Source organism: Paenibacillus mesophilus (genome assembly GCF_005938385.1).
GTDB lineage: Bacteria > Bacillota > Bacilli > Paenibacillales > NBRC-103111 > Paenibacillus_AB > Paenibacillus_AB mesophilus.
Genome location: NZ_VCRA01000006.1, coordinates 207669 through 232972, shown reverse-complemented (window position 1 = coordinate 232972; position 25304 = coordinate 207669). Strand labels below are relative to the sequence as shown.

Genomic DNA, 25304 nt, shown 5'->3' with positions numbered 1-25304 from the left:
GGAAGCAGCCTTGTGCCTCTTCGCGACCTGCTTATCTCCTTGGGTGTGCAGAACAATGACAACAGCATTATATGGAATGGCCACGAACAAAGCGTTACGGCCATAAAGGGTGGCAAGACGGTCAAGCTCGGCGTCGGGGCCAAGGCGATCTACCTGAACGGAGAGCTGTACAAGGAATTGGATGTCCCGGCGCAAAATGTGGACGGACACATCTACTTGCCGGCCCGTGCCGTGGCCGAAGCGTTCGGGTATTTCGCCGATTTCGATAGTGGCACGCAAACGATTCTAGTGCAGAACGTTCCAATCGGGGGCGGCATTAAGGCGGACGATTTCGTAGATCCGGCGGTCGCGACAACCACATTGGCAACCATCGAAAAAGCCTTGAACGGATTAGCGGGACTTCCCCTTCCCGCCAAGAGCAGGGACGTGCTGGAGCAAAACGCCGCGGCGTTCTTTGCCCCGGACCGCTCTCTGCTGTCGCTTGACGAGCTCGACAAGTACGTGTCCGAAGGCGATCTGGCGAAAAATCCGTCGAATTATGCGGGAGACATCGTCACCTATTCGTCCTTAACGCTCGATACGGTCCGCGAGATGGAATTGGATGGCGGGCAGATTGTGACCGGAGCCGTCGGTCACACGGGCGGAACACACAACCGGCTCTTCGAATCGTGGCAGGATAGCACGTACTTTCAAATTTTTTACGCCGGAAGGGCCGATGTCGCAAAGGGGGATAAGACTACCGTAAAGGGCGTCGTGGTCGGCGAGACGATCGTAGAGCTGACGAACGCGCGGGGCGTTCCTTTTTCTCAACCGATGTATGTGATTGTGGCGGGCAATTTCCTGAAAGGTTCGGCGGAATATGATTTCCGTATGGAGCGTTCCAAGCAAAATCCCGGCAAGATCGTCATCCCGGAGCTGGACAGCCAGCCGACCTATTCGCAGAAGGCGCTCAAGCAGCTGTCCGTCAAGCTGAAGGGCGGGAAGCTGAAGATTGTCGATGAGATGTACGGCGATCTGGAAATCCGGGAGCTGCGAATCATGGACTACGCCTACAAATTGGCGAAGCCGATCCGCATTCCGGACAAATACGACGGAGGGCTCGCGATCGAGCTATCCGCATTCGCCGACGCACAAGGAAATCCGTTCGTGCCGAAATCCGGAGAGATCTACTTGATCAAGGTCGTCACGAACGCAGGGGAAGTCGTGAGGTTCGAGAGCCACGATCCCGGCATGGCGGCAAAGGCTGACGAGACGAAAACTTCGGCTGTCCGTCACTAGGCCATGTAAAGCTTAAGAGGTCAGCTGTAACTGTAACATTTCACTGACCTCTCAAATAGTTTTGTAGTTCTATATACCCATAAATGATAATAAATGGTACAATCGGATCGGTTGCCTAATTATAATGCCGGTGGGTGGAGCTATGAATAATTGCGTCAAATGTGGACATGAACTAACTGAAGGGAGCTCTTTTTGCAGCAAGTGCGGAACTAAACAAAAAGAAAAGAAGAGTAGTGACAAAAGTCCCTTAAAGAAATTTGCCATTCCTCTAGGTATCGGCTTGCTAATAGTAATAGTAGGTGTATCAGCCGTGTTATTCATTAACAAAAGTCCAACGAGCAAGCTTTTGAATGCTTTAGCCGGTAACGAATATACCGAAGCTATCGAGATTTACGATAAGAGCATTAAAGGCAACACGGAGAGGGAAAAAGAGGCAGAAACGTTGCTCAAGAAAAGGATCGAAAGTATTAAAGCGGACTATATGGATGAGAAACTCACATTTAGTTTAGCTAATACAGCGCTGGATACCATGGATAAAGCCAAATTGCTTCAATCTGATGTAAGTACTGCCAAAACGGAAATAAGCAAATTAAACGATTCTAGAACAGCTTTTCAAACCGGCAAAGAATTTGTAAGCAAAGATAAATTGAAAGAGGGACTGGTTGAACTTAAAAAAGTAATAGAATCAGACAAAAATTACACGAATGCACAGGAAATGATTAAGAGCTCTTCTCAGAAATATAAAACAGCGATTCTAAATGAAGCTGAACAATTATCGGCTAATCAAGAATTTTCGAAGGCTATTACTTTGCTTGTAGAATCCAATTCGATCTTATCCAACGACCCGGATGTGGCTGCCAAGAAAGCAGTATACGAAAAGCAGAATGAAGAAAAACTTGCAGCGGAACGTAAAAAGAAAATGGAGGAAGCCAAGTTAAGTCAAGAAGTAACTGTTGCAAGTGCGGGGATCGTTGTCCAAAGCGATAAGTATAAAGTCATTTATCCGGATATGATTCAAGTAGTAGTAAAAAATAATACGGATAAGACTGTGAAAAATATGAAAGTATCGATGCTAGGATTCGATTCAAATGGATTACCGAAAAAAATAGAGAGAAGATTCGGCAGCTCATCGTTTGAGTTTATTGGAAGTGCTGAGAACGTTAATATCGTTGCGAAAGCAACATTTGGTCGCGATAGTGGCTGGGAAATAGACGAGTCTCACGGATTAAAAACGGTCTTAGCTTGTGTTAAGGAAATTGAATATTATGATGGCTCCAAGTGGACTAATCCATATTATGAATATTGGTTGGAAGAATACAAAGAAAAACCCCTGCATTAGAGAAGAGTCCCGCTTTTTTGGGGCGCTGGCAGGGGAAAGGATAGAAGCTGCCGATAAGCACGAGTCGGCAACTTTTGACTTACAAATGAGACCCCCCGCTCGCATCAATCAATTGACCGGTGATCCAACGGCTGTCCGACGAGGCGAGGAAGGCGGCGATATCCGCCACTTCTTCAGGTTGCCCCCACCGGTTGAAGGCGGAAAGGCCGGCGGCGAATTTCCGCCCATTCGGGTCTTGCAGCGTTCCGGCATTCATCTCGGTATCGATGATGCCCGGCAATATGGCGTTCACCGTAATATTGCGGCTCCCGAGATGCTGGGCCAGGACGTAAGTGAGTGTGTTGAGCGCGCCTTTCGATATGCTGTAGCCGAGAATATTGGGGAGGGCTATCCGAGTGGCCGCCGACGATATGTTGATGATGCGGCCATCATCGTTCAGACGCGGCAAAGCTTGCTGGATCATAAAAAGCGGTGCTTTGACATGAATGCTCATCACTTCATCAAAAGATTGCTCCGTCGTCTCTTCGATCGTTGCCGCTTGCCCGATTCCGGCGTTATTGACGAGAATATCGAACCGGTTATCGCCTGTACGTTGCTGGAGGGCTTCATCCAAAGCCGCATATAAATCATGAATGCCGGTTACGGTCTGCAAGTCGGCACCGATCGCAAAAGCGGAACCGCCGCTTTGTTCAATGGTATGAACCACTTGTTCCGCTTCCTGCCGTCTCCTCCCGTAGTGTACGGCGACTAAGGCTCCATTCCGGGCCAAGCTTAATGCTATGCCGCGGCCGATCCCCCGGCTTGCACCGGTTACTAGACCGATTTTACCTGCCAACTTATTCATAAGCTCATCTCCTTTTCATGATTAGTTATATCACAAGGGGATGTTTGAAATGTTGCTCTCTCATTCGGAGGAAAGCGGCTTGTTCATCGCTTGCCGGAAGATGCGATTGACTTTCTTCGTGACGTAGCCGCTTCCTCCCCGGCCTTTCACGTCTTCGACCATGATGGAGAGCAGCAGCTTGGGGTCGGCCGCGTCAAAGCCGACGAACCAGCCGTTTTCTTTGCCGTCCTCCTCTTTGCTTTGTTTCAACTCCGCCGTTCCCGTCTTGCCCGCGATGGATGCCCCCGGAATGTAGGCGCCATGGCCGGCCCCGCCAGAGGTGCTGACCGCCTGGATCAGATCGTTCCGCAGAAGGGTGGCCGTTTCCGGCGTCATCGTTCGCTGTTTCCATATGCCCGAATGGTTGGAGCGATCCGCTTCCGTCAATACGGGGTATACGATATTGCCGTCGTTGACGAGTGCCGAGAAGATGAGCGCCGCATGCAGCGACGTCATGATCACTTCGCCTTGTCCGTATCCGGTATCGGCAAGTTGAATATCGTTCCGGATGCCTTTGTTCGACAGCTGGGATTTCTTGAAAGGATACGGGAGCGGCAGATCCTCGCCAATGCCGAACTTTCCCGCTGCGTCCGTAAAAGTTTTCGTACCGATCTTAAGCGCCGCTTGGGCGAAATAAATGTTGTCCGAATGGACAAGCGCATCAATCAAACGAACCGGGCTTGTTTCGTGTACGCGTTTGACATAATAGCTGCCCCAAGAACGATCCGGCGTCCAGGAGAGCCCCGTTATCGTCTTCGGTTCGGCGGGATCGAGCGTTTTCGTGTCCAGACCGATTGCGGCCGTGACGATTTTGAAGGACGACCCCGGCGCATAACCTTTGGAGAAGCGGTTCAGGAAAGGCGTCTGCGGGTCGTTGTTCCATTGATCGTATTGTCCGCGGGATATGCCACGAACGAATGCGTTCGGATCGTAAGAAGGGCTGCTGACCAAAGCGACAATTTCTCCGGAAACGGGCCGGATGGCCGCTGCCGACCCCGCGTCTTTCCCGAACTCGCCGTAGATGCTCCGCTGCAGTTCCGCGTCGATCGTCAGCTTGATCGTTTCCCCGGGCAATGCTTCGGTTTGGGCGAGAACCGCTTTTTCTTTGCCGTCGGCGCTGGTAATCGCGATTCGCGCGCCGTCCTTGCCTCTCAATTGATCCTCGAACAGCTGCTCTAGGCCGGCTTGGCCGATCCAATCACCCGCTGCATATCCCCCGTCCTTTCGTTTGGCCAACTGCTCCGCGCTGATTTCCCCTATATAGCCGGTCAAATGAGCGGCGGCTTCGGCATACGGATATACGCGGATTTTCTTCTTCTGGTAGTCGGTACCCGGAATTTCGAGATACCGGCCCGTTTCCTCTTCCGGGATGAACGCAAGAGGAACGAATAGATCCGGCTTGACCCAGGAGGCGTTCAGCTTCTTGTCGATGTCGTTCTTCGTCATTCTCAGCATGTCGGCGAGCTTTACTTTGGACTGTTCTGCTGAGCTGCCCATTTTGCCCGGAATGACTCCGATCTGGGTGCCCACGCCGTTCACGGCCAATCCTCTGCCGTTGCTGTCCACAATTTCGCCACGTTCTCCCTTGGTCGTTTGTACACGGACTTTATCGCCTTCACCCAACTGGGGGAAAAGGAGAGATGGATCCCACTCGACCTTCCACTTGGTTTGCTTATCCACTTTCGTCTTGTGCAGCTTCATCCGATGGTCGAATCGGATCGGCCCCGCTATGGTATCCATTTCGACATGGTAGTCGAAGGCGATTTCTGTTTCGTTTTTGCCGGGTTTCGTGTGCTCCCGAGATGGATTCGTGACGGCAAGCTGCTTGGCCTCGATCCCGTCATAAATGGTCCGGTAACGTTCGGCGAAGCTTTCCTTCGCGATCCTGGCTTGCGATTCCGGGGTCAGCCGGTCATACATGGCCGCGAAGTTTTGCTGCCGCCAATCGGACAAATACGCCTCGAACGCGTCCTGGGGCTGTTCTTCCGGTTTGTCGCACCCCGCCAGTGCCGCGAGCAGCAGCAGGATGGTCATGCGCCTCAGCCGTTTTCTCAACATAGGCATCCCTCCGGTCACGATCACGGAGCAGACTGGATGCGCCGCGATTTATGGTTCTGCCCGCTTATCATAGTGCAGCTACGGTCGCGGTTCAATAAACGAACGATCATATTTGCCTGACGAGGAAATGATAAGCGACGATTTTTTTTGCGGCCAAGTTGTAACGAAACGGGATGCAGGCAGTCTTATAGATGTGAGGAAGTGAGGGAGTGACGGATTTCGAGGATATATACAACCGGTATTTCCGGGATGTTTACTTGTTTGTGTATGCGCTGAGCCGCAATGAAACGATTGCCGAGGAAATAACGCAAGAAACGTTCTTCAAAGCTCTGCGAAGCATCGATTCTTTCAAAGGCCATTGCAAAATGAGTGTCTGGCTGTGCCAAATCGCCAAAAACACGTATTTTTCCCATGTGGAGAAACAGAAGCGGTTCGAGCCGGAACCGCCCCCCGAACGCGCAAGCGGAGACGATGTCGAAAAAGCTGTCCTGAACAAGGACGATGCTTTCCGGATTCACAAAGCTTTACACCGCTTGAATGATCCGTACAAGGAAGTGTTTACGTTGAGAGTGTTCGGAGAGCTGTCCTTCGCTCAGATCGGTCAGTTGTTCGGGAAAACCGAAAGCTGGGCGAGAGTCACGTTTTACCGGGCTAAGCAAAAAATTCAAGATGCGTTGAAGGAGGAGAGTTCGTTATGAGCGACATCCGGTGCGAAGTCATTAAGGACTTGCTGCCGCTGTATGCTGATCGAGTGTGCAGCGAGGCGAGTAGTAGAGTGGTCGAGGCTCATCTGGCGGGGTGCGATGGGTGTAGAGAGGAATTGGACAACATCCGGGGAGAGCTTCGGATTCCCGTCAAAGCAGAAGCTGGAAATGACAGCAGCGATGGCAATGCCATTAAGGGGATATCCGCGGCCTGGAACCGGTCCAAGACGAAAGCTTTTATAAAAGGGGCAGTCATTACGGCTTTGATGTGTACGGTTATTTCTCTAGGGTATGTCGGTTTGTTCCGTTGGAACGTAACTACAGTTTCTACGGATGTGATCCAGATTACCGACGTAAGCAAACTGGTGGATGGCCGGGTCGCGTATCATGTCAAATTGACGGATGGCTATGATCTGAATGAAATCCGATTCGAAACGGATGAGAACGGAAACTTTTATATGACTCCATACCGGCCCGTTATTAAAGCAAAACCGATTGCTAACGTTGGGCTTTTCAATATGTACTACACGTTTGCAGACTTCGAGAAGCACGTGTATCAAGAGAAGCATGGCGACGATCGGGAGATTACCGCACTCTATTTCGGAACGCGGAAAGACAACATCCTGATCTGGAAAAAAGGAATGGACCTGCCGGCGGCCAGCGATAAAGTGGAAGCGTATTTTCGCGGGAATGAATAGCCGCCGCGGGCCGGTCCATGCAAATTATAATCCTTTGCCGCCCACGGGTCTGATCTTGGTCGCTTCGACTCCTTCAATAAGCGGCATGGCGCGTTGAATGGCTTCTCTCGTATCTTCTCTGGCAAGGGAAGCCTTATGTGCCTCCTCATCGCTCCACACCTCCGTTACCCATATGGTTTCGGGTTCGGTATCCGAGACATTGACGATATACAGCTCGCATTCCTTGGTCGATTGCTCGGAAGCTGCGCCTTCCATCAGGATGTTTACCAAGTTGTCCCGCTGGCCGGGCTTGGCCGTAAATTTGACATACATGCCGAATCTGCTCATTGTGGTCACCTCTACTTGAATATTGGTTTTTGAAATCTAGCAACTGTTTACAAGTATAGGAAGCTTGTAGGCTTTCGTATTGTAGAAACGCGACAGGTTTGTTTGTTGAAGGGGGAAGTTGATTTCATTTATCTCTTGGTTCAGCTATAGGCAAACCGCGCAACCGCTTGGCATTCCAAGCGGTTTATTTTTTTAGTGGCCCGTAGTCGGTGTTAACTTATTTTGAAGTTTTTCCAACTTAAGGAAACCTTTCCTTGCCCCGGACCGTCTTATAGGTGTAAAGAGACTTTGGGGAGTGAGAGGGAACCGATGTGGAAACGTAAAGTTGGTCTTGTTGCGATCGCCGGGCTGATTGCTTTCTCGCATTCGGCTTATGCGTCGGAGAGTGAGGAGAGCAAGGAGGGTGAGGTCAAACGGAAGGCGGTGGCCGGATACCAGTACTCCATACAGGTGGAGGCGGACGGTACGGTCTGGTCGTTCGGGAGATTGCCGGGGGGCGGGTCTTCTTCACAAGTAGGACGGGTAAAGGGCGGAGCGCTGGAACGGATCGCGCAGGTAAGCGGAGGCTACGCCCATGCGGCCGCGGTTGACGCCGATGGACGCGTGTGGGCGTGGGGTGACAATGAAACGGGGCAACTGGGACAAAGGGATAACGAAAAGTACGGCGCTGCGGTTCAGGTCGATTTCGAAGCCGGTGACCGGATCAAGGCCGTCGCGGCCGGGTACGATCATACGCTTGCTTTGTCCGAGAATGGGAAGGTTTGGGCCTGGGGAAGCAACCGGTACAGCCAATTGGGCGACGGGACCGAGACCGACCGCAGCAAGCCGATACGGGTAATGGCGGGGCTCAAGCCTTTGGACGATGTGGTGGCGATAGCGGCGGGCTTCGGCCTTTCGTACGCCTTGAATGAGGACGGGGAAGTATGGACATGGGGCAGCCAGGGGAAACGGGAAGGCGACATGCAGCAGGTCATGCTGGATCAAGGAGGCAAGCTTGTTCCGCTTGGCGAAATCGTCTCCATAGCGGCCGGATACGATCATGCACTTGCCTTGGACCGGTACGGCAAGCTGTATGCCTGGGGATCGAATAGGAGCGGTCAGCTAGGCATTGGCGCCGGCGGCGACTCGACCTATAGTCTGCACGCGGTCGAGTTGACCGGGCTCCCGACATTAACGGCTGCAGCGGCCGGGGACCGAACGAGCGTAGCCTTGGACAAGGAGGGCGACATCTGGGTATGGGGTGCCAGCTATCCATACGATGCCGGCGGCAAACCAACCGAGCCCGATCGTTTCGCGCCGATACGGTTAACCGATGACGGGGATTTCTCCACAGTGTCGGTCGGACGCGATCACGGGATGGCGATAGACGATAAGGAGCAAGTGTGGGTATGGGGAGAAAACGATTATTACCAGCTCGGTCACGCGTACAACAGCTTCTCGACCGGCAAGCCGGTTGTCCAGAAAACGATTGAGCGTACCCGTGCATCCGCTTATCGGTCTGCCGTCAAGGTGGAGGAAGCGGCCGTCGTCGGCAAAGAACGCGTTTTGAAGCTGAGCCTGCGGCTCAAGGACGCCGATGGCAAGACGCTGCTGGGCAAATGGCCCACGGCGGAATTAAAGATACCTTGGATCGACCCGATCGTCGTGCCTTTCAAGCCGGCGGAAGATGCAAGCTACAAGACGGAAATCGGCATTCCGTATCCTTATTATTTGATCGATCAGAAAATCCAGATTCGGGTGGATGGCGAGACGATTGCCGAGATTACGGGCGGAAGCGGCGAATCCTTGAAGTAAGCCGGCAAAAGTTAAAACGGAAGCATGGTGCTTATGCCATGCCCCCAGGTAGTCGAGAAAGTCCAAATGGGAGGATTGAAATACGGATTTTCTCAACAAACACGGGGGTATGGCATCAGCGCCATACCCCCGCTTTGTTCTTGTTAACCGTTATTGTCCATCAAGCCGAGCTTGATCGCAAGACGTTTCAGCATGACGACCGCTTGCGCGCGGCTCGATTGTTCTTTCGGCGCGAACACGGAATCGGCGATTCCGTTCATGATGCCTTCGCTTACGGCACGGGCTGTCGCGCCGCGCGCCCAATCGCTGATCGTGCCGGCGTCCGCGAACGGCTGCAGCGCGGTCGTGCTGGTTGTGGCGGACTTCGCGGAGGCGAAGTCGAACGCACGTGAGGCGAGAACAGCCAGTTCCTCGCGGCTGATCACTTGATTCGGGCGGAAGGTGCCGTCCTCGTAGCCTTCGATCAGTCCGGCCTTGGCAGCCGTTGCAGCGACGCTCGCATACCAGTCGGTTGAACGGACGTCGTTGAACGATGCTCCGCCGTTTTGCTCGGTGAGACCAAGGGCGCGTACGAGCAACGCTGCAAATTCGGCGCGGGTGATCGACTTGTTCGGAGCGAACTCGCTATCCGACACGCCTTTCACCAGCAGCTTCGATGCAAGCAGCTCGATATCGTCTTTGGCCCAGTGTCCTTGCGTATCTTTGAATGTTTTACTGAAAGAGACGACTGCATATGTGCTGTTGCCGGTCCGTTTGATGACAACGGTCGTTGCTCCGTCTGCTTGCGTGAAACGGGCTGGAACGAATGTCATCTCGCCGGTTGCCGGATCGACGACGACCGCTGTTGCGCGTCCGGGTACATTGCCCGTCAAGGAAATCGAGCGTTCCACATATCGCTTGCCGAAATCGTCGATCACCATCGTCTTGCTTCCTGCTTGAACGGTGATGCGGAAATCATAAGCGTCGCCGATCATGTCGCCGCCTTGTTTCTTTACATCGCCGGAGAGCGCTTCGGCTTCCGTCCCTGTTTTCTTCTCAAGTGTGAATGTCAGTACAAGATCGCCTGCCGGAACGCTCATCTCGCTTGCGAGCGCATCGATGTCGATCAGATCGGCCGGCAAGTAATAGCTGACTCCGCCGGATTTAATGACCAATACAGCGCCGTCTACTGCTGCGCCGGCAAGAGCCGATACAGGAAGCGATAAGATCGCGACAGGCTGCTCGGACGATACTTCTACGACAATTTCCTTCGCTTCATTTCCTTGCTGCTTCAGAGCAGCCAACGCTTTAGCGATCGTATCCGCATCGAGCGTCACTTTCATCGCAGGCTTGCCGTTTTCATCCGTCGTTTGAACTGCCGTCGCCGAGATCTTTACGCCGGTATCGGTCGGGTTCGTCACAGGCGGCTGCGGAGCGGTCGACGTGCCGGAGCCTCCATTCGAATAGCTTCTTGTCTTTACGGTATAGGAAGGACCGTTAGCGCTCCAGTTGCCTGAAGCATCGCCGGCTTCCACTTTGAAGGTATAGCTGGTGTTCGAAATCAGGCCGGTCACGTCATATACGTTGCCGGTTACGGTAGCGAAGTACTGACCGTCTTTATAGAGCTTATATCCGGTTACCGCGTTGTTGTCGGATGCTACGGACCAAGTCAGGCGGAGTTGGGTTTGAGCCACGTCCGAAGCGGTCAAACCGGCATCGGCTGCCCAAGCTGGTGCTTCCGTGTCCGCGACATACGTCATCTGAATCGACTTCTCATTCGTCTTCATGCCGTCTACGTATACGGCGAATGTGACGGTGTTGCTGCCTTCCGTAAGGTTGACGCGGCCGGTGAAGTCGCCGTTTGCGTCGATCGCAGCGGCCGTCTCGTTCAAGAGTACGTTCACGGACGTGCCGGCTCCGAACACTTTGACGTTACCCCGAAGTTCAGAGGTTGCCGTCGATACCGTTGCGCCGTCATAGCTCATAAAGCCGGAGAGGGCCGCCGCTCTTACGTCGTCGCCGATATTGTACGTATTCGCGATCAGCTGCCGTTTCGTGCGCACGCCGTTCTCGTCGAGAGCCGAGATGACCATGCCGCCTTGCGGGATGGCACTATTGTTGTCTTGCGGGGAGCCCCAGCTCCAGTTGATCGCCTGCGATTTGTTAACCATCTTAATGACTTTGCCCGACGCATCCGCCACAACTTCGACACCAAAGCGGTTCGTGCCGGTGGATGTGCCGAATTCCTCGTTATATACGTTCAAATCGCCGAGGTTCCGGCTTACGTTATAGAAGCTGCCTTCGATAAAAGAAGAAGGATTGCCGGGCTTGCTCATGCCGATCTGGTAATCTTTCACGTACGGCTCGTTGCGGATGGAAGCTTTCACCACCGGCCAGTTCGCGAGCGAGGCGTCGAACAGCATCAGTCCGTTCGAGCTGCCCATCGCCGTCTGGAAAATTTCCCGCTGCAGCTCGGGAGATTGCAAGTCCGCAAGCGCCATGCCCGCATAAAGCGGCACTTCGCCGTTTGTGACGATCGAGTCGATCGTAATATAACGTTGAATTTCCGGCGTCGTGCTGTAGTAAGTGCCGACCATCAGGAAGTCCATATGGTTAATGTAGCCGGTTTGGTAATATCCGTCCGTATAAATCGAATCGGTAGGGAATTTCAGACGGCTGTCATAACGGAAATTTTTGCTGCCCCAATGGACGCCGTTCAAATAATACGACTCGTACCAAGCTCCGACATAGGCGGACGTTTGAATCTTTTTCCCTTTCGAAGCGGTGTAGCGGTCGACGAGATCGCGCGTTTCTTTCACGAAGCTCTCGATCGTGCCGGAACGGAATTCCCACCAATCCTGGATCAGCGGACCGTCGACACGCTTGCCGTCCACGTATTTGAAAATATCGGCTGGCCAATTCGTTAATGTCTTGCCGCGCTGCTGCAGGAACGAGGCGAATTTTGCCTTCGTGACGTCGCTGAAATCCGCGGTTTCGTTGTCGTAGCGGCCGCGGTCGAGAATGATGCCGTCCACGTCATAGTTTTTCATAACTTCTTCGAACGTTTTCAACTGGAAGCTGCGCACATCGTCGTTCGAAGGGTTCACGAACAGCACAACCGCGCCGTTCGAAGCGCCGGACAGCCCGCGCTGGCCGTATGCGCTCTCTCTCAGACGCTTGATCTCTCCGTTGTCGTCCGCGCGGTACACCCGCTCTTCCCAGTCGAGATGCTGGTCGATAATCGCGAAGTCTTTCAGCGCGATGGACCCTTCGGCGAATACGTTAAACGCCGCGTGAATTTTCAAACCGAGCGCATGGCCGTGTGTCAGGAACAGCTCCAGCAAATCCAGGTCGGGGTTGGAGCCTTTCCGGTCGCCCGCGGTCATCTCGCTCACGTAGGGGCGGTTGGTCAAATCGTTCTTCTTGTAAGAGACGAACCCTTCGACGCCTTTGACGTCAAACGCGATGTCGGTAATGCCCGCATCCTTCGCATGCTTCAGGAAGTTCAGGACGCTGTCGCTCGACTGGAATTTCTTCGCGTTCGAAGCTTGGTCTACCCACAAAATCATTTGCTTCTCGTTCGTCAGCGAAGGTCTGCTGTAGACGACCACCGATTTTTTGTCGACCTGCGTACCGTTCTTCGATAGCACGACGTCGATGTAGTTCGGTCCGGCTGCAAGAGCGGTCTCGTGGCTGAATGTGCCGTCCGCTTGCAGGACGACCGTTTGTCCGCCGATGTTGACGGAAGCGCCTTGCGGGTTCGTAATTTTACCCGCGATCGTCGTTTTCGCCGCTGCGGTCGTATACATCGTCATGCCGTCGAGCTGCAGGCGAGGAATGGCGCCCGAGCCGCTCATGAGATCGGTTACAGGGACGACGTTGCCGTTTTTGCGCAGCTTGACCGTGTCGCCTACTTTGAATTTCGTCGCCAAATACTTCTTGATGTCGTACGTGTTGTAGCTGTTGTCCTGAGCCATGACGACGTATCCGCCCTGCGGAATGTCCAGCTCTCCGCCAACCCACGACGGCGTGCTGTTGCCGTTCGCGGCATTGATCATCTTGGTCACTTTGCCGTTCGCATCGACTTGAAGGGCGACGTTGGTGGCCGCAATTTGAATTTTCGAACCGTATTCGGTTGTAAACAAAGCGATAATATTCGGAATGCCGGTTACATCTTTATCGATGTAGTTGATCGTCTTCTTCGGACCTTCGACGATAATCGTGATGTCCGCCGGAGGCGCTTCGATCTCGATCAGATCGCCGCTCGCCTTCTGATAGACGATCGTTAGCGCGGTTTCCTGAATGGTATCGACATTTTTCAGCAGCTTGACGGCAATGTTGTTCGCCCCTTCGGTGAGCGCAACCGTCTGGCTGAACGTTCCGTCGGCTTGGATCGTCGCGACGACGTCGCCTACTTTAACCGCGAGCCCGGTTCCGGAAGTATAGTTCAGCACCTTACCCTGCACGTTGTATGTAGCCGTTGTTACCGTCGTTACGGCAGCGGCCGTCACTTGAAGGCTTGGCAGCAACGGAGCGTTCAAGAAATCGGCTGCGGTCACTCTCGCGCCGCCGCGTTCGAGGGCGATCGTGCCATCTTTAAACGCGTACAGCAGCGCGCGGTGTGTGGTGCCGTTGGATACCAGGATGTAACCGCCATCCGGGATTGCGATATATTGGTCGGCCTCCCAAGAAGGACCTCCAACCGAGCGTACGATATCTCCTTGCGCATTTACGATGATAGCCGTATTGCCGTATTTCACGAATACTTTGCCCGCTTGGGCGGCTACATCATGGTTTGTGTACCCGTAGTTAACCGCGGCCCCACTAGTATAGAGAGCCACATAATTCGTTTTCTGCGTAGGCCGGTTTACGTTGAAATTGACATAATCGACCTTCAGCTTCATGCTCCCGTCCAGCGACACCGCGTAAACCTCGTCGGTTACGGAGGCGCTTACCGCATCGGCCGCCTGCGCCGCCGTTCCGAAAGACGGAAGCAGCGAAACAAGCAGGCATACGATGAGGAGCACATTCCATTTGTACCCGTTCGATCTCATAATTCACCTTCCCATATGTAGTTAGTTCGAATACGTTTACATTATAGGTGGGAGCGGTTGCATCTTATAGGTGAGATGATGACTGTTTTTGGCACTATGATGACATATCGGGGGGTTACATAAAAATGGGAATGCCCCTGGCCGCCCGTTGACGGTTGTTATAAAAGTTTCAATTGCTTCACGAAGGATTGATTTGGCGAGCGGGGTCTATACAATGAATTGAAAAGCAGACGGTAGCGTTCGAGGCTTCGTACTACCGGGAATCGTGGAAAATAATTGCTTTAAACGATCTTCTTGATGGAGATCGTTTTTTTATGATTGCGGACTAAGATCCGTAAAGTAGTACGGATAATCATGGTATAATCTAAAAAGGACCGACTATACTGTTAGGAAAAGGAGAACGAAGGATGGGGAATTCCATGGCGAAACCAACATTTCACGTCGATCAGTTGATTACCTCGACGGACGCCTCTAAACGATTTGGAGAACTTCGTAAAAAAGCTCAGCGTGAGCCTCAATACATTACGGACAATGGTAATGTGGAAACCGTATTGATCGGCTATCCCCTTTTCGAAGAGCTGTACGAGCGTCTGTCTCAACTGGAGCAGCAAGAAGAGGAACGGATCTTGCTCCAACGTATAGAGCGTCTGGATGGCAATCCGGAAAAGTCGAAATCTTGGAAAACTGTTCGACGTGAGCCGCAATAATGGAAGAACGTTTTGACATTCGATTCGATGTTGATGCCGAGAAAGAGTATTTGCAATTGGATAATTCGGTCTTAGGCGTTGTTAACGCAGCCATCGACGAGTTGGTATACCGGGCGGACGAAGTAGGAAAATCACTTGGAAACCATTCCAATACGAAACTGGCGGGCTGCAAAGAAATAAAGCTGCGAAGTGCCGGAATTCGCATTATATTCCGAATAACGAACGAAACCGTAGATATTCTCCGGATCGTATATATTCTGGCCATCGAGCGACGCTCCGATGACATGGTTTTTAAGCTTGCGGATCGGCGTTTCAAGAAGCTTGGAACGATACCAAGCGTAGAACTGAAGAGGCACCTGTCAGGCCGCAAAAAATGGGCATTGAAACGTCCGGATAAAAGGGAATAAGCCCAACAGCGGTGAAGGGGAGAATAGAATGCATATTAGAAAGCTGGCTAAGGCCGAAGCGCTTCCGATGGAACTGCTGCTGCTGGCCGATCCTTCCCGGACGCTGGTCGAGGAATATACCGCCAGAGGGCAATGCTTCGTCGCTGTTCAGGCCGACAGCGTTATAGGCGTCTACGTACTGCTGCCGACAAGGCCCGAGACGGTGGAACTGGTCAATGTGGCCGTCAGCGAGAATGAGCAGGGGAAAGGGATAGGCAAGCGATTGGTGCTGCATGCCGTCGAGCAAGCGAGGGCGCAGGGCTATCGGACGATCGAAGTCGGAACGGGAAGCACCGGCGTCGTCCAATTGGCGCTCTATCAAAAATGCGGCTTCCGCATGACCGGAATCGACAGAGACTTCTTCGTCCGGCACTATGAAGAGGAAATTTACGAGAACGGCATTCGGCTTCGGGATATGGTGCGACTTAGTCAAGATTTGTAGGCAGCCTTTGACGGATGAGGGGGAAGGAATATGTTTACCTATAGCGCGACACAATGGATTTTCGGAAATGAACCGATGGAGACGAGCCTGCAGCGGCTGCGCCGGTTCGGGTATGACGGCGTCGAGCTCGCAGGCGAGCCGGCAAAGCTCGACTTCAATAAGCTTCAGGAGCAAATGAAGCGGCACGGTCTCATCTGTACTTCCATATGCGGCATCTACACCGCGGAGCGCGATTTGTCGCATCCCGATCCGGAGGTAAGGCGGGGTGCGATTCAATATGTAAAGGATTGCGTAGATATGGCGCAACGGCTGGGAGCCTCGGTTGTCATCGTCGTCCCTACGCCGGTCGGCAAGAACGGTCCGATTACGGCCCGTCAGGACGAGTGGGCCAATGTGGTCCGAAGCCTGCAAGAAGCGGGGGAATACGCGCATACGAAAAAAATCCGACTCGCGATCGAAGCGCTGAACCGGTTTGAGACGTATTTGGTGAACACACTGGCGGCGGCCAAGCAGCTGGCGGAAGCCGTAAATGTCGCCAGCGTAGGAGTCATGGCGGATTTGTTCCATATGAACATCGAGGAGCGCAATCATAGCGAAGCCTTACGGGATATTGCCCCGTACTTGGCCCACGTCCATATCGCCGACAATACGCGGGAAGCGGCGGGTCTCGGTCAAACCGATTTTACCGAAGTGTTCCGCACGCTGATCGAGCTCGGATACCGGGGGAACGTGACGATGGAGTTTCTGCCGCGGGTATCCAATCCGTACAAGGCGGCGGAGCAGAACGGATCGGGTGCGATATATGACAACTATGCCAAACAGTCGATCGAGCATATTCGGGGGATTGTGGAGAGGTTGATTTAAATAAAAAGCCTTTGGCAGCCGTTATAGAGACCCTTAGTTTGAAGAAAATCGGCCCCGCACGCGGGAGGCGGCTCCGAATAAGGGTCTCTGGTCTTCGGCGGATGGTGTTTGCGAAGCGTCACGAGACAGGCTGCGCGGCAAGCCGCCTCCGCGAACGCCGACGGATATACGCGTACACCGTGAGCAGTACGATAAGCTCCGAGAGCGGGATGGCGAGCCATATTCCGGTCGTGCCGAGCACGTGCGGCAGCGTGAACAGCAGGGCGACCATCAGCAGCATTTCCCGGGCGACGGTAATCCAGGTAGCCATCCTCACTTGGTCGGTCGCTTGAAAATACGTCATCATGACGAAGTTCACGCCCATGAACAAGTAGGCGATGAAGAATAGCCGAATGCCGGTGACCGCCAGCCTTCTGACTTCATCGGCGAACGTCCCGAACAAGGAGACGATGCCGCCGGCCGCGAACAGTCCGATCAGGAAGAGGCCGAGCCCGGTTCCGAACGCCGTGAGGACGGCGATCCGGATCGTTTCCCGCTGCCGGGCGTACAGCTTCGCGCCCCGGTAGTAGCTGATGAGCGGCTGCACGGCCGAGCCCATGCCGAGGAACAGCATAAGCATGACGCTGTGCGCGTAATTCAGAATGGAGAAGGCGGATACGCCGACCGTTCCGGCCCAACGTACCATGGCCATGTTATATCCCGCCGTGAAGACGGCAATCCCGATTTCCGCGATAAAGCTCGGAAAGCCGATCGCGAACGTGCTCTTCGCAAGCTTCCAAGACAAGCGCGGTTTGACGAAACGGAGCGTGCTGTCTTTGCGCAGGAAGTGCGTGAACAGTACGCACGCTCCGACGACTGCTGCGCCGACCAGTGCCCAGGCGGAGCCGGACACGCCGAAATCCAAGATGAACAGCAGGACATAGTTCAAAATAATATTGCATACGGCGGTTACGAGCAGGGAGATCATGGACAGATTCGGATTGCCGTCATTGCGGACGAATACGCTGAACGCGTTCTGAACCGTTATGGCGAACCCGCATGCGAGCAACACGCTCATATAATCCATGACGTACGGCATCGTCTCGTCATTGGCGCCGAGGAACACCGCCAGCTTCTCGCGGAACAGAAAAGCCGCGGCGGCCAGCAGCAAAGTCAAGCTGAATATGAGCGTGAGCGAATGGGTGAACACGGTCCTCGCTTGCCCGTACTCCTTCGCCCCCATACTTCTGGAATACAGAGCCGCTCCACCGATGCCGACCCATAACGAGATCGCGATAAAAATCGAAAATACCGGAACCGCGACGTTTACCCCCGCCAGCGCCACCTCGCCGAAACGGTGCCCTACGAAAATTCCGTCAACGACCACGTTAACGGACATCATAAACATGCCGATCAACGACGGAATCAAGTAACGGACGAATACTTTTCCCACGGAATCGGTTTCCAGGGACTGCAAGCTGTTGTTTTCTTTAAGCATAGTACACCTCTACTTAGGAATCCCCGTGAAGCAGCCCTTTCCATAATAAGGTGAATGTCGCTTCCGAGGCTTGAATATAATAGTCCGGGCTGCCGAAAATAAGCTTCGCGGTCAATCCCTCGTAGATCGTATGGACGGCCAATGCGCCATCCTTCGGATTCACTTTGATCGCGGAGTCGTGCTGGAAGGCAAGCTCCAGCAGATGAAGCAGATGATGCGAGTACAGCTCGTACATCGTTAAGAACAATTCTTGAAGCTGCTCGGGCGGCATGAATGCCATCAGGAACATCAGCTTGACGTTGCGGTTCTCCGCATAACGGTCTCTCATTTCGACAACGAATCGATCGACCAGCTTCCGAAGCGGCTGTCCTTTATGTTCGGTGAAGAAGGTAGTCAGGAACGCAATTTCCTGTTTCGTCGCTTCCTCGTGGATTTCGATCACGAGGTCTTTCTTGCTTTCGAAATGAGCATACATCGACTGCTTCTTAATCCCGACATCATCGGCGATGTCCGCAAGTTTCGTCCCCTCGTAGCCGTACTGCAGCAGGTGCTCGACCGCGATCTTCTTGATCTCTTCCCTTCGGCTCATCATGATCCCCCTAATTCTCATTTAACCGAATTAACTTACTGTAGTCAGGTTATGATAATTGATATATTACCATGAAATAAAATGGGTATCAAGTATTATACTGACTATGGTAAGGTTATTAAACACGTTCAACCTTGCAAACGTATAGAGACATGGCTACAATAGCGGTACGATCACAAGCGAAACGGGCATGACAGGGACGAAATGAGGGACAGCCGTGATTGAAACGTATTTCCAAGCGATTGAAACGATGCTGCAAAAAGTGTTGGCAGCCGAAGCGGAACGAATGAAGCTGGCTGCCGCCAAGGTAGCCGATTGTATCGCCGACGGAGGCGTCGTGCATTTGTTCGGCTGCGGACATTCGCATATTTTGACGGAGGAAGTGTTTTACCGCGCCGGCGGGCTTGTTCCGGTGCGGCCCATATTCTATGAGCCGCTCATGCTGCATGAAGGGGCTGTACGGTCTTCGGAACTGGAAAGGCGGAACGGTTTGGCCGGCCTGTTCATGGACGAACAGGACATCCGCAAGGGCGAGGTCATGTTCGTCTTGTCTACATCGGGACGCAATCCGGTGCCGGTCGATGTTGCATTGGCGGCGAAAGCGAAGGGAGCGTATACGATCGGAATCACCTCGATCGAATATTCACACAGCCAGCCTTCGCGCCATGCAAGCGGACAGCGTTTATCCGATGCGGTCGATCTGGCCATCGACAACAAGGCGGTGAAAGGCGATGCCGTGCTGACCCATGAACGGGTGAAGGTGCCGTTTACGCCGACCTCGACAGTCGTCGGCGCCGCTATACTTAACGCCGTGCTGGCGCAAGCTGTCGCCCTGCTGGCGGAGCGCGGCGTAGAGCCGCCGGTATTTTTAAGCGGAAATATCGACGGTGCGGATGCGCATAACGAGGAGCTCATCGCGAAATACAAAGGGCGGATTCCGCTGCTGTCCTGACACGGGTATCCAGGAAGGCGGCTATTTCACGAGAGGCTGCCGATAGAAGAGGGGTGTGAAATGGCAGAACAAGTGCTGATTGTTTCATTGTTTACCTTTATCATCCATCTCGCCGAGACACTTACCTATTCCCTTCGCTTGGCGGGAGTACGTTTGGGAAAATTGGCGGTCGCCTTGTCGCTGGCCGGCATCATCCTCTTGGTCTCAAGAACCGCCAACATGGTCCAGGCTCCGCTTACCGGCAAAATCATAGACTTCGCCAAACAACACGCGGATTATCAGCTGATTGACCAGTTCCGGATTATGATCGGCGCCGCTACGGCGGGGACGTTAATGGCTTTGCTTCTGTTCCCGTCCGCCGTCATGCTGGCTTCCAGAGCGATATCCAGTCTGGAGGTAGCCGGGTCGATTCCCCAGATGGTTCGTTCTTCGGTTTCTTTGCAAAAGATCAACAACGCCCGCCGTCATTTACGCCGCCCCAAGCTGTCCATGCTATCGCGTCTTAGAATCGGAGGCATACCGAAAAGGCTCGTTATTCTCAATTGCTTGGTTACCGCCATTTACACGATCGGCGTGTTGGCCGCTCTGCTTGCCTCGACACTGACAACGGAGCATTCGATCGCCGCCTCCCAGTCTTCGGGACTGATTAACGGATTGGCCACTATTTTGCTGACGGTGCTCATCGATCCGCAAATCGCTTTAATTACGGACAAAGTTCTTAGAGGAGAACAAGATGCCGCCGCCCTGCACAAAATTTTCGGGCTGCTTATGGTGTCCCGCTTGGCGGGAACCGTTCTTGCACAAATATTGCTGGTGCCGGCCGCCTATTGGATCAAATGGATGGTGGCGGTTATTTAAGACCTTGCTGCCGTGCGCCGTGCAAATCGAAAAACCGCCGGGACGATATTCCCGGCGGTTCTCTTGTAATGGAGTACCCGTTCCGCATCCGGTTGCTCGTTCTGCCATTGCACGACCTCGTCCTCGTGACGGCAAAGCTTGCCCTTGTAACGCAAGCCTCCATCTTCACCAGTATGAAACGGCGTAACAAAGATGTTAACGAATGCAAGAAACGATTGATGACAAAAAGCCCCTGCGCCCGTCGGACGCGGGTTCAGGGGTAAGGAGTTCTGGCGTCATTTTTTGCCGTGCGAAACGACAAGCTCGTATTTATTCAACGAAGCGCCGAGCATCACTTCCCGGCTGTCGCCGCCGCCGCGGTGGGACTCGCGGAACGAATCGCTCGCGGTCCATTGCTTGAACGACTCCTCGTTGTCCCAGACGGTACATACTTTCAGCTCTTCTTCGCCTTCCTTGCCCTCGCCGAGCCATACTTCCATCCGGTTGAAGCCGGGCATTTGCTGTACGCTTTTCGCGGCCGCGAACCGTTCCGCCACTTGCTTTCCGTGTCCGGCCTTGATCCGGATCGTATTCGTAACGACAAACATCGTAGGTCGCCTCCCGTAGTCCATTTGTCGGAGCCTGATTAGGTTGTGCCAAGCCCCTGCATGTTCTATTATAACGAACTCGGCGGGGAGGACCAAACTTGGACCCCGCGGCCTTAACGGCTTCACGCTCGAACGATCCCCCGCTCCACATATGGGAAACCGCACTCCGATGCTCATCCATGTACTTTGCGGGGACCCCGAAACTTATAAATGCTATGCAAAAAAGCCGCTCGCGGCGGCTTCGAATGCGGACATTCCGGTTATTTCCATGAGTTTATTATAACAGATAAGTATAATAAAAAACAGTCTTGTAAACTCCTTGAATTTACCAATATAGTATGAATATTACGATGAAGGAGGCTTGTTATTGAACGGACTGAATTTCGGCAGGACGAGCAGCGCCAAGGAAATCGTGTCAAGCTTGAAATGGGCGACGGCAGCCATATGTACAGTTGCACCCATGCAGGCGGCTGTGCTGGTAGGGCTAACCGTGCTCGAAGGGCTCGCTCCGGTGTTCTCGATTTATGTGACTCAGCATCTCATCGATACGGTCATCCAGGCGGCCGGCCGGGGACGGGAAGGAATCGCGGATGTTTGGCCGTGGCTCGCGGCATTTGCGGCTTCGCTGCTGCTCGGCTACGAGGTGATGTATAAGCTCCGCGAGCCTATGCTGACCCGGATGCGCCAGAGGCTTCAACTCGATTTGGAACGAAAACGTCTCATTCACGCTTCGGAGCTGCCGCTCACGTTTTTTGAAGAAAGCGCTTCCTATGATAAGCTGTCCCGCAGCGCCGACCCCGGAAGAAAAACGACCGATTTGTTTTTCTATTCGCTTTCTACAGTAAAGGGTGCTATTAGCGTCATCGGGGTAGCGGCCATTTTCTGGGGCGTATCGCCCTGGCTTGCCGTAGCCCTCGTCGCCGTCATCGTACCTAGGGCGATTCATGGCGCCAAAAGCTCGAAAAAGTGGATGAGCTTCACGTACGACCAAACCGAGGAGCAGCGGCGGGCCTCCTATGTGAGCGGACTGCTGACGGGGAGAGCCGAGCAGAAGGAGGTGCGCGTGTTCGATCTGTCCGGTATTTTGTCCGGCCGATGGGAATCGTTGAGACGGGAGCAGCGCGTTCAAGCGATGAAGGTAAAGAAGGGCATGGAGATTAGCGGCATCCCTTGGAATGCGCTGTATTGGATAACGGAGGTAACCGTAATCGTCGTGTTGGGTTTGTGGCTTGTCCCGCAGCGCATTACGCCGGGCGTGTTCATGTCGTTGTTCCGGGGAGTAGGCCAGATGAACGTCGGGGCTAGCGGCATCAGCTTTGGGATCAGCATCCTGCACAAAAATTCGATCGATGTCGGCTACGTTCGAGAATTTCTGCAAGTTCCGGTCGATGTGAAAAAGCGAGGGGAGACATCTTTTCCCGCTCCGCTCGCCAAAGGCATCAGGCTGCAGGGAGTTTCCTTCGCGTATCCAGGAAGGGAACGCCCGATATTAAGAAGGTTGGATCTGCACCTGAAGCCGGGAGAACGGGTAGCGCTAGTAGGAGAGAACGGCTCGGGCAAAAGCACGCTAGTAAAGCTGCTGCTCGGGCTGTATAAGCCCGACGAGGGCACGATTACGGCGGACGGCGTCGACTATGCGGATATTAATCCGGAGAGCCTGCATGAGCATGTATCGGCCGCTTATCAAGATTATTACAAATTCTCCTTCACCGCGGCCCAAAGCGTAGCGATGCGCGAAACGGCCGGTGCGGCGGCAGCGGACGAAGGCTCGGCTAGCTTGGAGCGGGTAAGAGCCGCTGCGGCCAGAGGCGGGGCCGACGAGTTCATAGCAGAGCTGCCCCGGGGCTACGATACGCCGATCGGGCGTTTGTTCGACGACAGCCGCGAGCTGTCGGAAGGGCAATGGCAGCGCATCGCGATCAGCCGTACGTTCATGCGGGACCCGCAGCTGCTCGTGCTCGACGAGCCGACGGCGGCACTCGATGCGAAGGCGGAAGCGGATATATACGGTCAGTTCATGTCTTACGCCCGGGATCGGGCGGTACTGCTCATCAGCCACCGGCTCGGCTCCGCCCGGCTGGCGGACCGGATCATCGTGCTGCAGGACGGCCGCATCGTCGAGGACGGCAACCACGAGCAACTGCTCGCGGCCAAAGGCGCCTATGCGCAAATGTGGGAGGTGCAATCCGGTTGGTACCGATAAAACGTCTGGGCGTATTCGTCACCCTGCTTCGTTTCGTAAAATGGATTGTCGTCACCGACCCGCGGCGCGCTCTGATCTCGATCGTCTTGAATATGCTGAAGGGCGTCTTTCCGGCGGTTCAGGTGTACTTTGCGGCCCGCATATTCGGTCAGATGATGCATGTGTACGACGGAACATCGGGTGTGCGGTCTTTAATGGAATGGATAACGGCATGGGCGTTCGTGTCGCTGCTGGAGAAAGCGCTCGCGCCGGTCGAGGCGCTCTACACGGAGCGGCTGCGGCAGGAGATGGAGGACAGCCTGCAGCGCCGGCTGCAGGATAAGGCTGCCCGGCTTCGCCTGGAGGCGTTCGAACGGTCGGATTTCCACGACCTGCTGACGCGGGCGCGCCGGATGGCGGGACCCGGACAGTTTCTGAACTTGCTGTGGGAGTTTTACCGCATGCTTACTTCCGTCGTCAAAATGGTTTCCATCGCCGTGCTCGTCGGCGCCTGGAACGGGTGGCTGCTGCTCGCGCTTGTGGTCGTGTCGCTGCCGGAGCCGATCGCGGGGTTCATTCAGGCCAAGTCGGCGTTCTTCCTGAAGCGCAAGCAGACCGAGCCGGAGCGGGTTATGAACTATTTGGCGAGAACGCTCGCTGCCCGCCAAGCGGCGAAGGAAGTACGGACGTTCGATGCCGCGCCTTGGCTGCTCGGATGGTGGGAATCTCTGTATCGGCGCGTGTCGGATACGTTGTACCGGCAGGAGCGGGCGCAGCACTTTACACGGGCGGGATTGTCCGGCCTCGGTGCGCTGGGACTCGCTGCGGGAGTCGGCTGGACTGCTTGGACGGTGGCGGCGGGGAAGCTGTCCGCGGCCGAATTCGGCGCCATGCTGTTCGCGCTGCAAGCGATGAAAGATGGTGTGGAACTCATCTTCGGGAGAATGGGCTTTTTTCGCGACAGGATGCTGCAAATCGAAGATTTGTTCATTTATTTAGACTTGGGGCCGGAGGAGCCGGCCGGCGGCGAAACGTCGGAATCGCTCGGGGATATCCGGGTGGAGCAATTGTCGTACCGGTATCCGCAAAGCGATCGCGATAGTTTGAGCGATATCTCCTTCACGCTCCGCGAAGGCGAGCGGATCGCGCTTGTCGGAAGCAACGGATCGGGCAAGACGACGCTCGTCAAATTGCTCCTCGGCCTGTATGAGCCGAGTGCGGGGCACGTGTACTACGGCGGCCGGGATTTGGCGAAAATGGACCTTGGGCAGCTTCGCGACCGATCCGCGGCCGTCTTCCAGGATTTTATCCGCTATGCGTTCACGTTAAAGGATAATGTCGCGCTAGGCAGGGCGGACCGGGCAAACGACGAACAGGCTTTGCGGCAGGCCGCTTCGCTCGGAGGAGCGGACGAGGTCGCCGGCACGCTGCCCGGCGGCTTCGAGACGGTGCTCACCCGCCAGTTTACGGGCGGGACGGAATTGTCCGGCGGCCAGTGGCAGCGGGTCGCGATCTCGCGCGCATTCATGCGCGACGCTCCGCTGGTCGTGCTGGACGAACCGACGGCGGCGCTCGATCCGAAGGCGGAGACGGATGTGTTCGAGCGGTTCGCCGCGATGGCCGGCAGCCGTACCGCTATTCTCGTCTCGCATCGGCTCGGTATGGCGAGACTATGCGACCGCGTCATGGTGCTGCGGGAAGGGCGGCTGCTCGAGCTCGGAAGCCATGACGAGCTGCTCGCCGCCGGCGGGGAGTACGCCCGGCTATGGTCGCTGCAGTCGCAATGGTACCGCGAGTCGGCAGTAACGGCACCATTGCCGTAACGGCAGCACGTGTTCACACACTGCTCATTTGTGGCACGCCGCTCGCATGCCTTATAATGAGGCTGGCGCGGTTCAGATCGGATTACGCACATGGAAATCCCGCCGCGCGCCTGTCCAGGCGCGCGTTTGTTTTCCCCGGTGTAAGCTGGAAGAGCCAATCGCGGCATTCCTCAAAAGCTCCGTTCGAAGCCGAAATGGAAAATAGAGACTGTCGATTAACTCGTGTGTAAAGGAGTGGAAAGTGAAAAGGATACCTTCTGGCG

The 25304-nt window shown here is 54.4% G+C and carries 20 protein-coding genes; 13 read left to right on the top strand and 7 right to left on the bottom strand.

Annotated features, from left to right (window positions below):
* Window positions 1-12 precede the first annotated feature (12 nt).
* Window positions 13-1278 (top strand): copper amine oxidase N-terminal domain-containing protein, encoded by a 1266-nt coding sequence (locus FE783_RS13555; RefSeq protein WP_158301786.1) that lies wholly within the window; start codon window positions 13-15, stop codon window positions 1276-1278.
* A 142-nt stretch (window positions 1279-1420) separates the two neighbouring features.
* Window positions 1421-2617, top strand: coding sequence for a DUF5780 domain-containing protein (locus FE783_RS13550; protein ID WP_158301785.1), 1197 nt, complete (start codon window positions 1421-1423; stop codon window positions 2615-2617).
* 79 nt (window positions 2618-2696) lie between these two features.
* On the opposite strand, the gene FE783_RS13545 is transcribed toward FE783_RS13550, so the two are convergent.
* Together FE783_RS13545 and FE783_RS13540 are read right to left on the bottom strand one after the other, a co-directional pair.
* Window positions 2697-3461 carry an SDR family oxidoreductase gene (locus tag FE783_RS13545; RefSeq protein WP_138879898.1) on the bottom strand — a complete coding sequence of 255 codons (765 nt, stop codon included), beginning with the start codon at window positions 3459-3461 and terminating at the stop codon, window positions 2697-2699.
* Window positions 3462-3521: 60 nt separating this feature from the next.
* Window positions 3522-5558 (bottom strand): penicillin-binding transpeptidase domain-containing protein, encoded by a 2037-nt coding sequence (locus FE783_RS13540; protein ID WP_138879897.1) that lies wholly within the window; start codon window positions 5556-5558, stop codon window positions 3522-3524.
* A gap of 209 nt (window positions 5559-5767) precedes the next feature.
* On the opposite strand from FE783_RS13540, the gene FE783_RS13535 reads away from it, so the two are divergent.
* Entirely contained in the window at window positions 5768-6256 is a 489-nt protein-coding gene (locus FE783_RS13535) for an RNA polymerase sigma factor (RefSeq protein ID WP_138879896.1), read from the top strand.
* Complete coding sequence (locus FE783_RS13530) at window positions 6253-6960, top strand: zf-HC2 domain-containing protein (RefSeq protein ID WP_138879895.1); 708 nt, start codon at window positions 6253-6255, stop codon at window positions 6958-6960. Before FE783_RS13535 ends, FE783_RS13530 begins: the two co-directional genes overlap by 4 nt.
* Before the next feature lie 24 nt (window positions 6961-6984).
* Here FE783_RS13530 and FE783_RS13525 read toward each other — a convergent pair whose 3' ends face one another.
* Window positions 6985-7287 carry a putative quinol monooxygenase gene (locus FE783_RS13525; RefSeq protein WP_138879894.1) on the bottom strand — a complete coding sequence of 101 codons (303 nt, stop codon included), beginning with the start codon at window positions 7285-7287 and terminating at the stop codon, window positions 6985-6987.
* A 309-nt stretch (window positions 7288-7596) separates the two neighbouring features.
* Between FE783_RS13525 and FE783_RS13520 the strand changes: the two genes are divergently transcribed.
* The gene (locus tag FE783_RS13520) at window positions 7597-9081 is read left to right on the top strand and encodes an RCC1 domain-containing protein (protein ID WP_138879893.1); all 1485 of its coding nucleotides are present in this window, start codon (window positions 7597-7599) and stop codon (window positions 9079-9081) included.
* 143 nt (window positions 9082-9224) lie between these two features.
* Here FE783_RS13520 and FE783_RS13515 read toward each other — a convergent pair whose 3' ends face one another.
* Window positions 9225-14114 carry an S-layer homology domain-containing protein gene (locus FE783_RS13515; RefSeq protein ID WP_138879892.1) on the bottom strand — a complete coding sequence of 1630 codons (4890 nt, stop codon included), beginning with the start codon at window positions 14112-14114 and terminating at the stop codon, window positions 9225-9227.
* Between the two features lie 419 nt (window positions 14115-14533).
* Between FE783_RS13515 and FE783_RS13510 the strand changes: the two genes are divergently transcribed.
* From FE783_RS13510 to FE783_RS13495, 4 genes are read left to right on the top strand one after another with little or no spacing between them, the layout of a single operon-like run.
* The gene (locus tag FE783_RS13510; protein ID WP_202916184.1) at window positions 14534-14821 is read left to right on the top strand and encodes a type II toxin-antitoxin system Phd/YefM family antitoxin; all 288 of its coding nucleotides are present in this window, start codon (window positions 14534-14536) and stop codon (window positions 14819-14821) included.
* On the top strand, window positions 14821-15228 hold the full coding sequence (locus tag FE783_RS13505) for a type II toxin-antitoxin system RelE family toxin (RefSeq protein ID WP_202916183.1): 408 nt from the start codon (window positions 14821-14823) through the stop codon (window positions 15226-15228). The genes FE783_RS13510 and FE783_RS13505 overlap by 1 nt, the downstream gene beginning before the upstream one ends.
* A 28-nt stretch (window positions 15229-15256) precedes the next feature.
* The gene (locus FE783_RS13500; protein ID WP_138879890.1) at window positions 15257-15709 is read left to right on the top strand and encodes a GNAT family N-acetyltransferase; all 453 of its coding nucleotides are present in this window, start codon (window positions 15257-15259) and stop codon (window positions 15707-15709) included.
* A gap of 30 nt (window positions 15710-15739) precedes the next feature.
* Entirely contained in the window at window positions 15740-16573 is an 834-nt protein-coding gene (locus FE783_RS13495; protein ID WP_138879889.1) for a sugar phosphate isomerase/epimerase family protein, read from the top strand.
* 118 nt (window positions 16574-16691) lie between these two features.
* On the opposite strand, the gene FE783_RS13490 is transcribed toward FE783_RS13495, so the two are convergent.
* Together FE783_RS13490 and FE783_RS13485 are read right to left on the bottom strand one after the other, a co-directional pair.
* Window positions 16692-18050 (bottom strand): MATE family efflux transporter, encoded by a 1359-nt coding sequence (locus FE783_RS13490; protein ID WP_138879888.1) that lies wholly within the window; start codon window positions 18048-18050, stop codon window positions 16692-16694.
* Window positions 18051-18063: 13 nt separating this feature from the next.
* On the bottom strand, window positions 18064-18639 hold the full coding sequence (locus FE783_RS13485) for a TetR/AcrR family transcriptional regulator (protein ID WP_158301784.1): 576 nt from the start codon (window positions 18637-18639) through the stop codon (window positions 18064-18066).
* A 217-nt stretch (window positions 18640-18856) separates the two neighbouring features.
* Here FE783_RS13485 and FE783_RS13480 point away from each other — a divergent pair, with 217 nt between their 5' ends.
* Together FE783_RS13480 and FE783_RS13475 are read left to right on the top strand one after the other, a co-directional pair.
* On the top strand, window positions 18857-19591 hold the full coding sequence (locus FE783_RS13480; protein ID WP_138879886.1) for an SIS domain-containing protein: 735 nt from the start codon (window positions 18857-18859) through the stop codon (window positions 19589-19591).
* Window positions 19592-19651: 60 nt separating this feature from the next.
* On the top strand, window positions 19652-20449 hold the full coding sequence (locus tag FE783_RS13475; protein ID WP_138879885.1) for a lipid II flippase Amj family protein: 798 nt from the start codon (window positions 19652-19654) through the stop codon (window positions 20447-20449).
* A 275-nt stretch (window positions 20450-20724) separates the two neighbouring features.
* Here the strand turns inward: FE783_RS13475 and FE783_RS13470 are convergent, their stop codons facing one another.
* Window positions 20725-21036 (bottom strand): antibiotic biosynthesis monooxygenase, encoded by a 312-nt coding sequence (locus FE783_RS13470; protein ID WP_138879884.1) that lies wholly within the window; start codon window positions 21034-21036, stop codon window positions 20725-20727.
* Window positions 21037-21403: 367 nt separating this feature from the next.
* On the opposite strand from FE783_RS13470, the gene FE783_RS13465 reads away from it, so the two are divergent.
* Together FE783_RS13465 and FE783_RS13460 are read left to right on the top strand one after the other, a co-directional pair.
* The gene (locus tag FE783_RS13465; RefSeq protein WP_138879883.1) at window positions 21404-23239 is read left to right on the top strand and encodes an ABC transporter ATP-binding protein; all 1836 of its coding nucleotides are present in this window, start codon (window positions 21404-21406) and stop codon (window positions 23237-23239) included.
* Complete coding sequence (locus FE783_RS13460) at window positions 23227-25041, top strand: ABC transporter ATP-binding protein (protein ID WP_138879882.1); 1815 nt, start codon at window positions 23227-23229, stop codon at window positions 25039-25041. The genes FE783_RS13465 and FE783_RS13460 overlap by 13 nt, the downstream gene beginning before the upstream one ends.
* The last annotated feature ends 263 nt before the right edge of the window (window positions 25042-25304 follow it).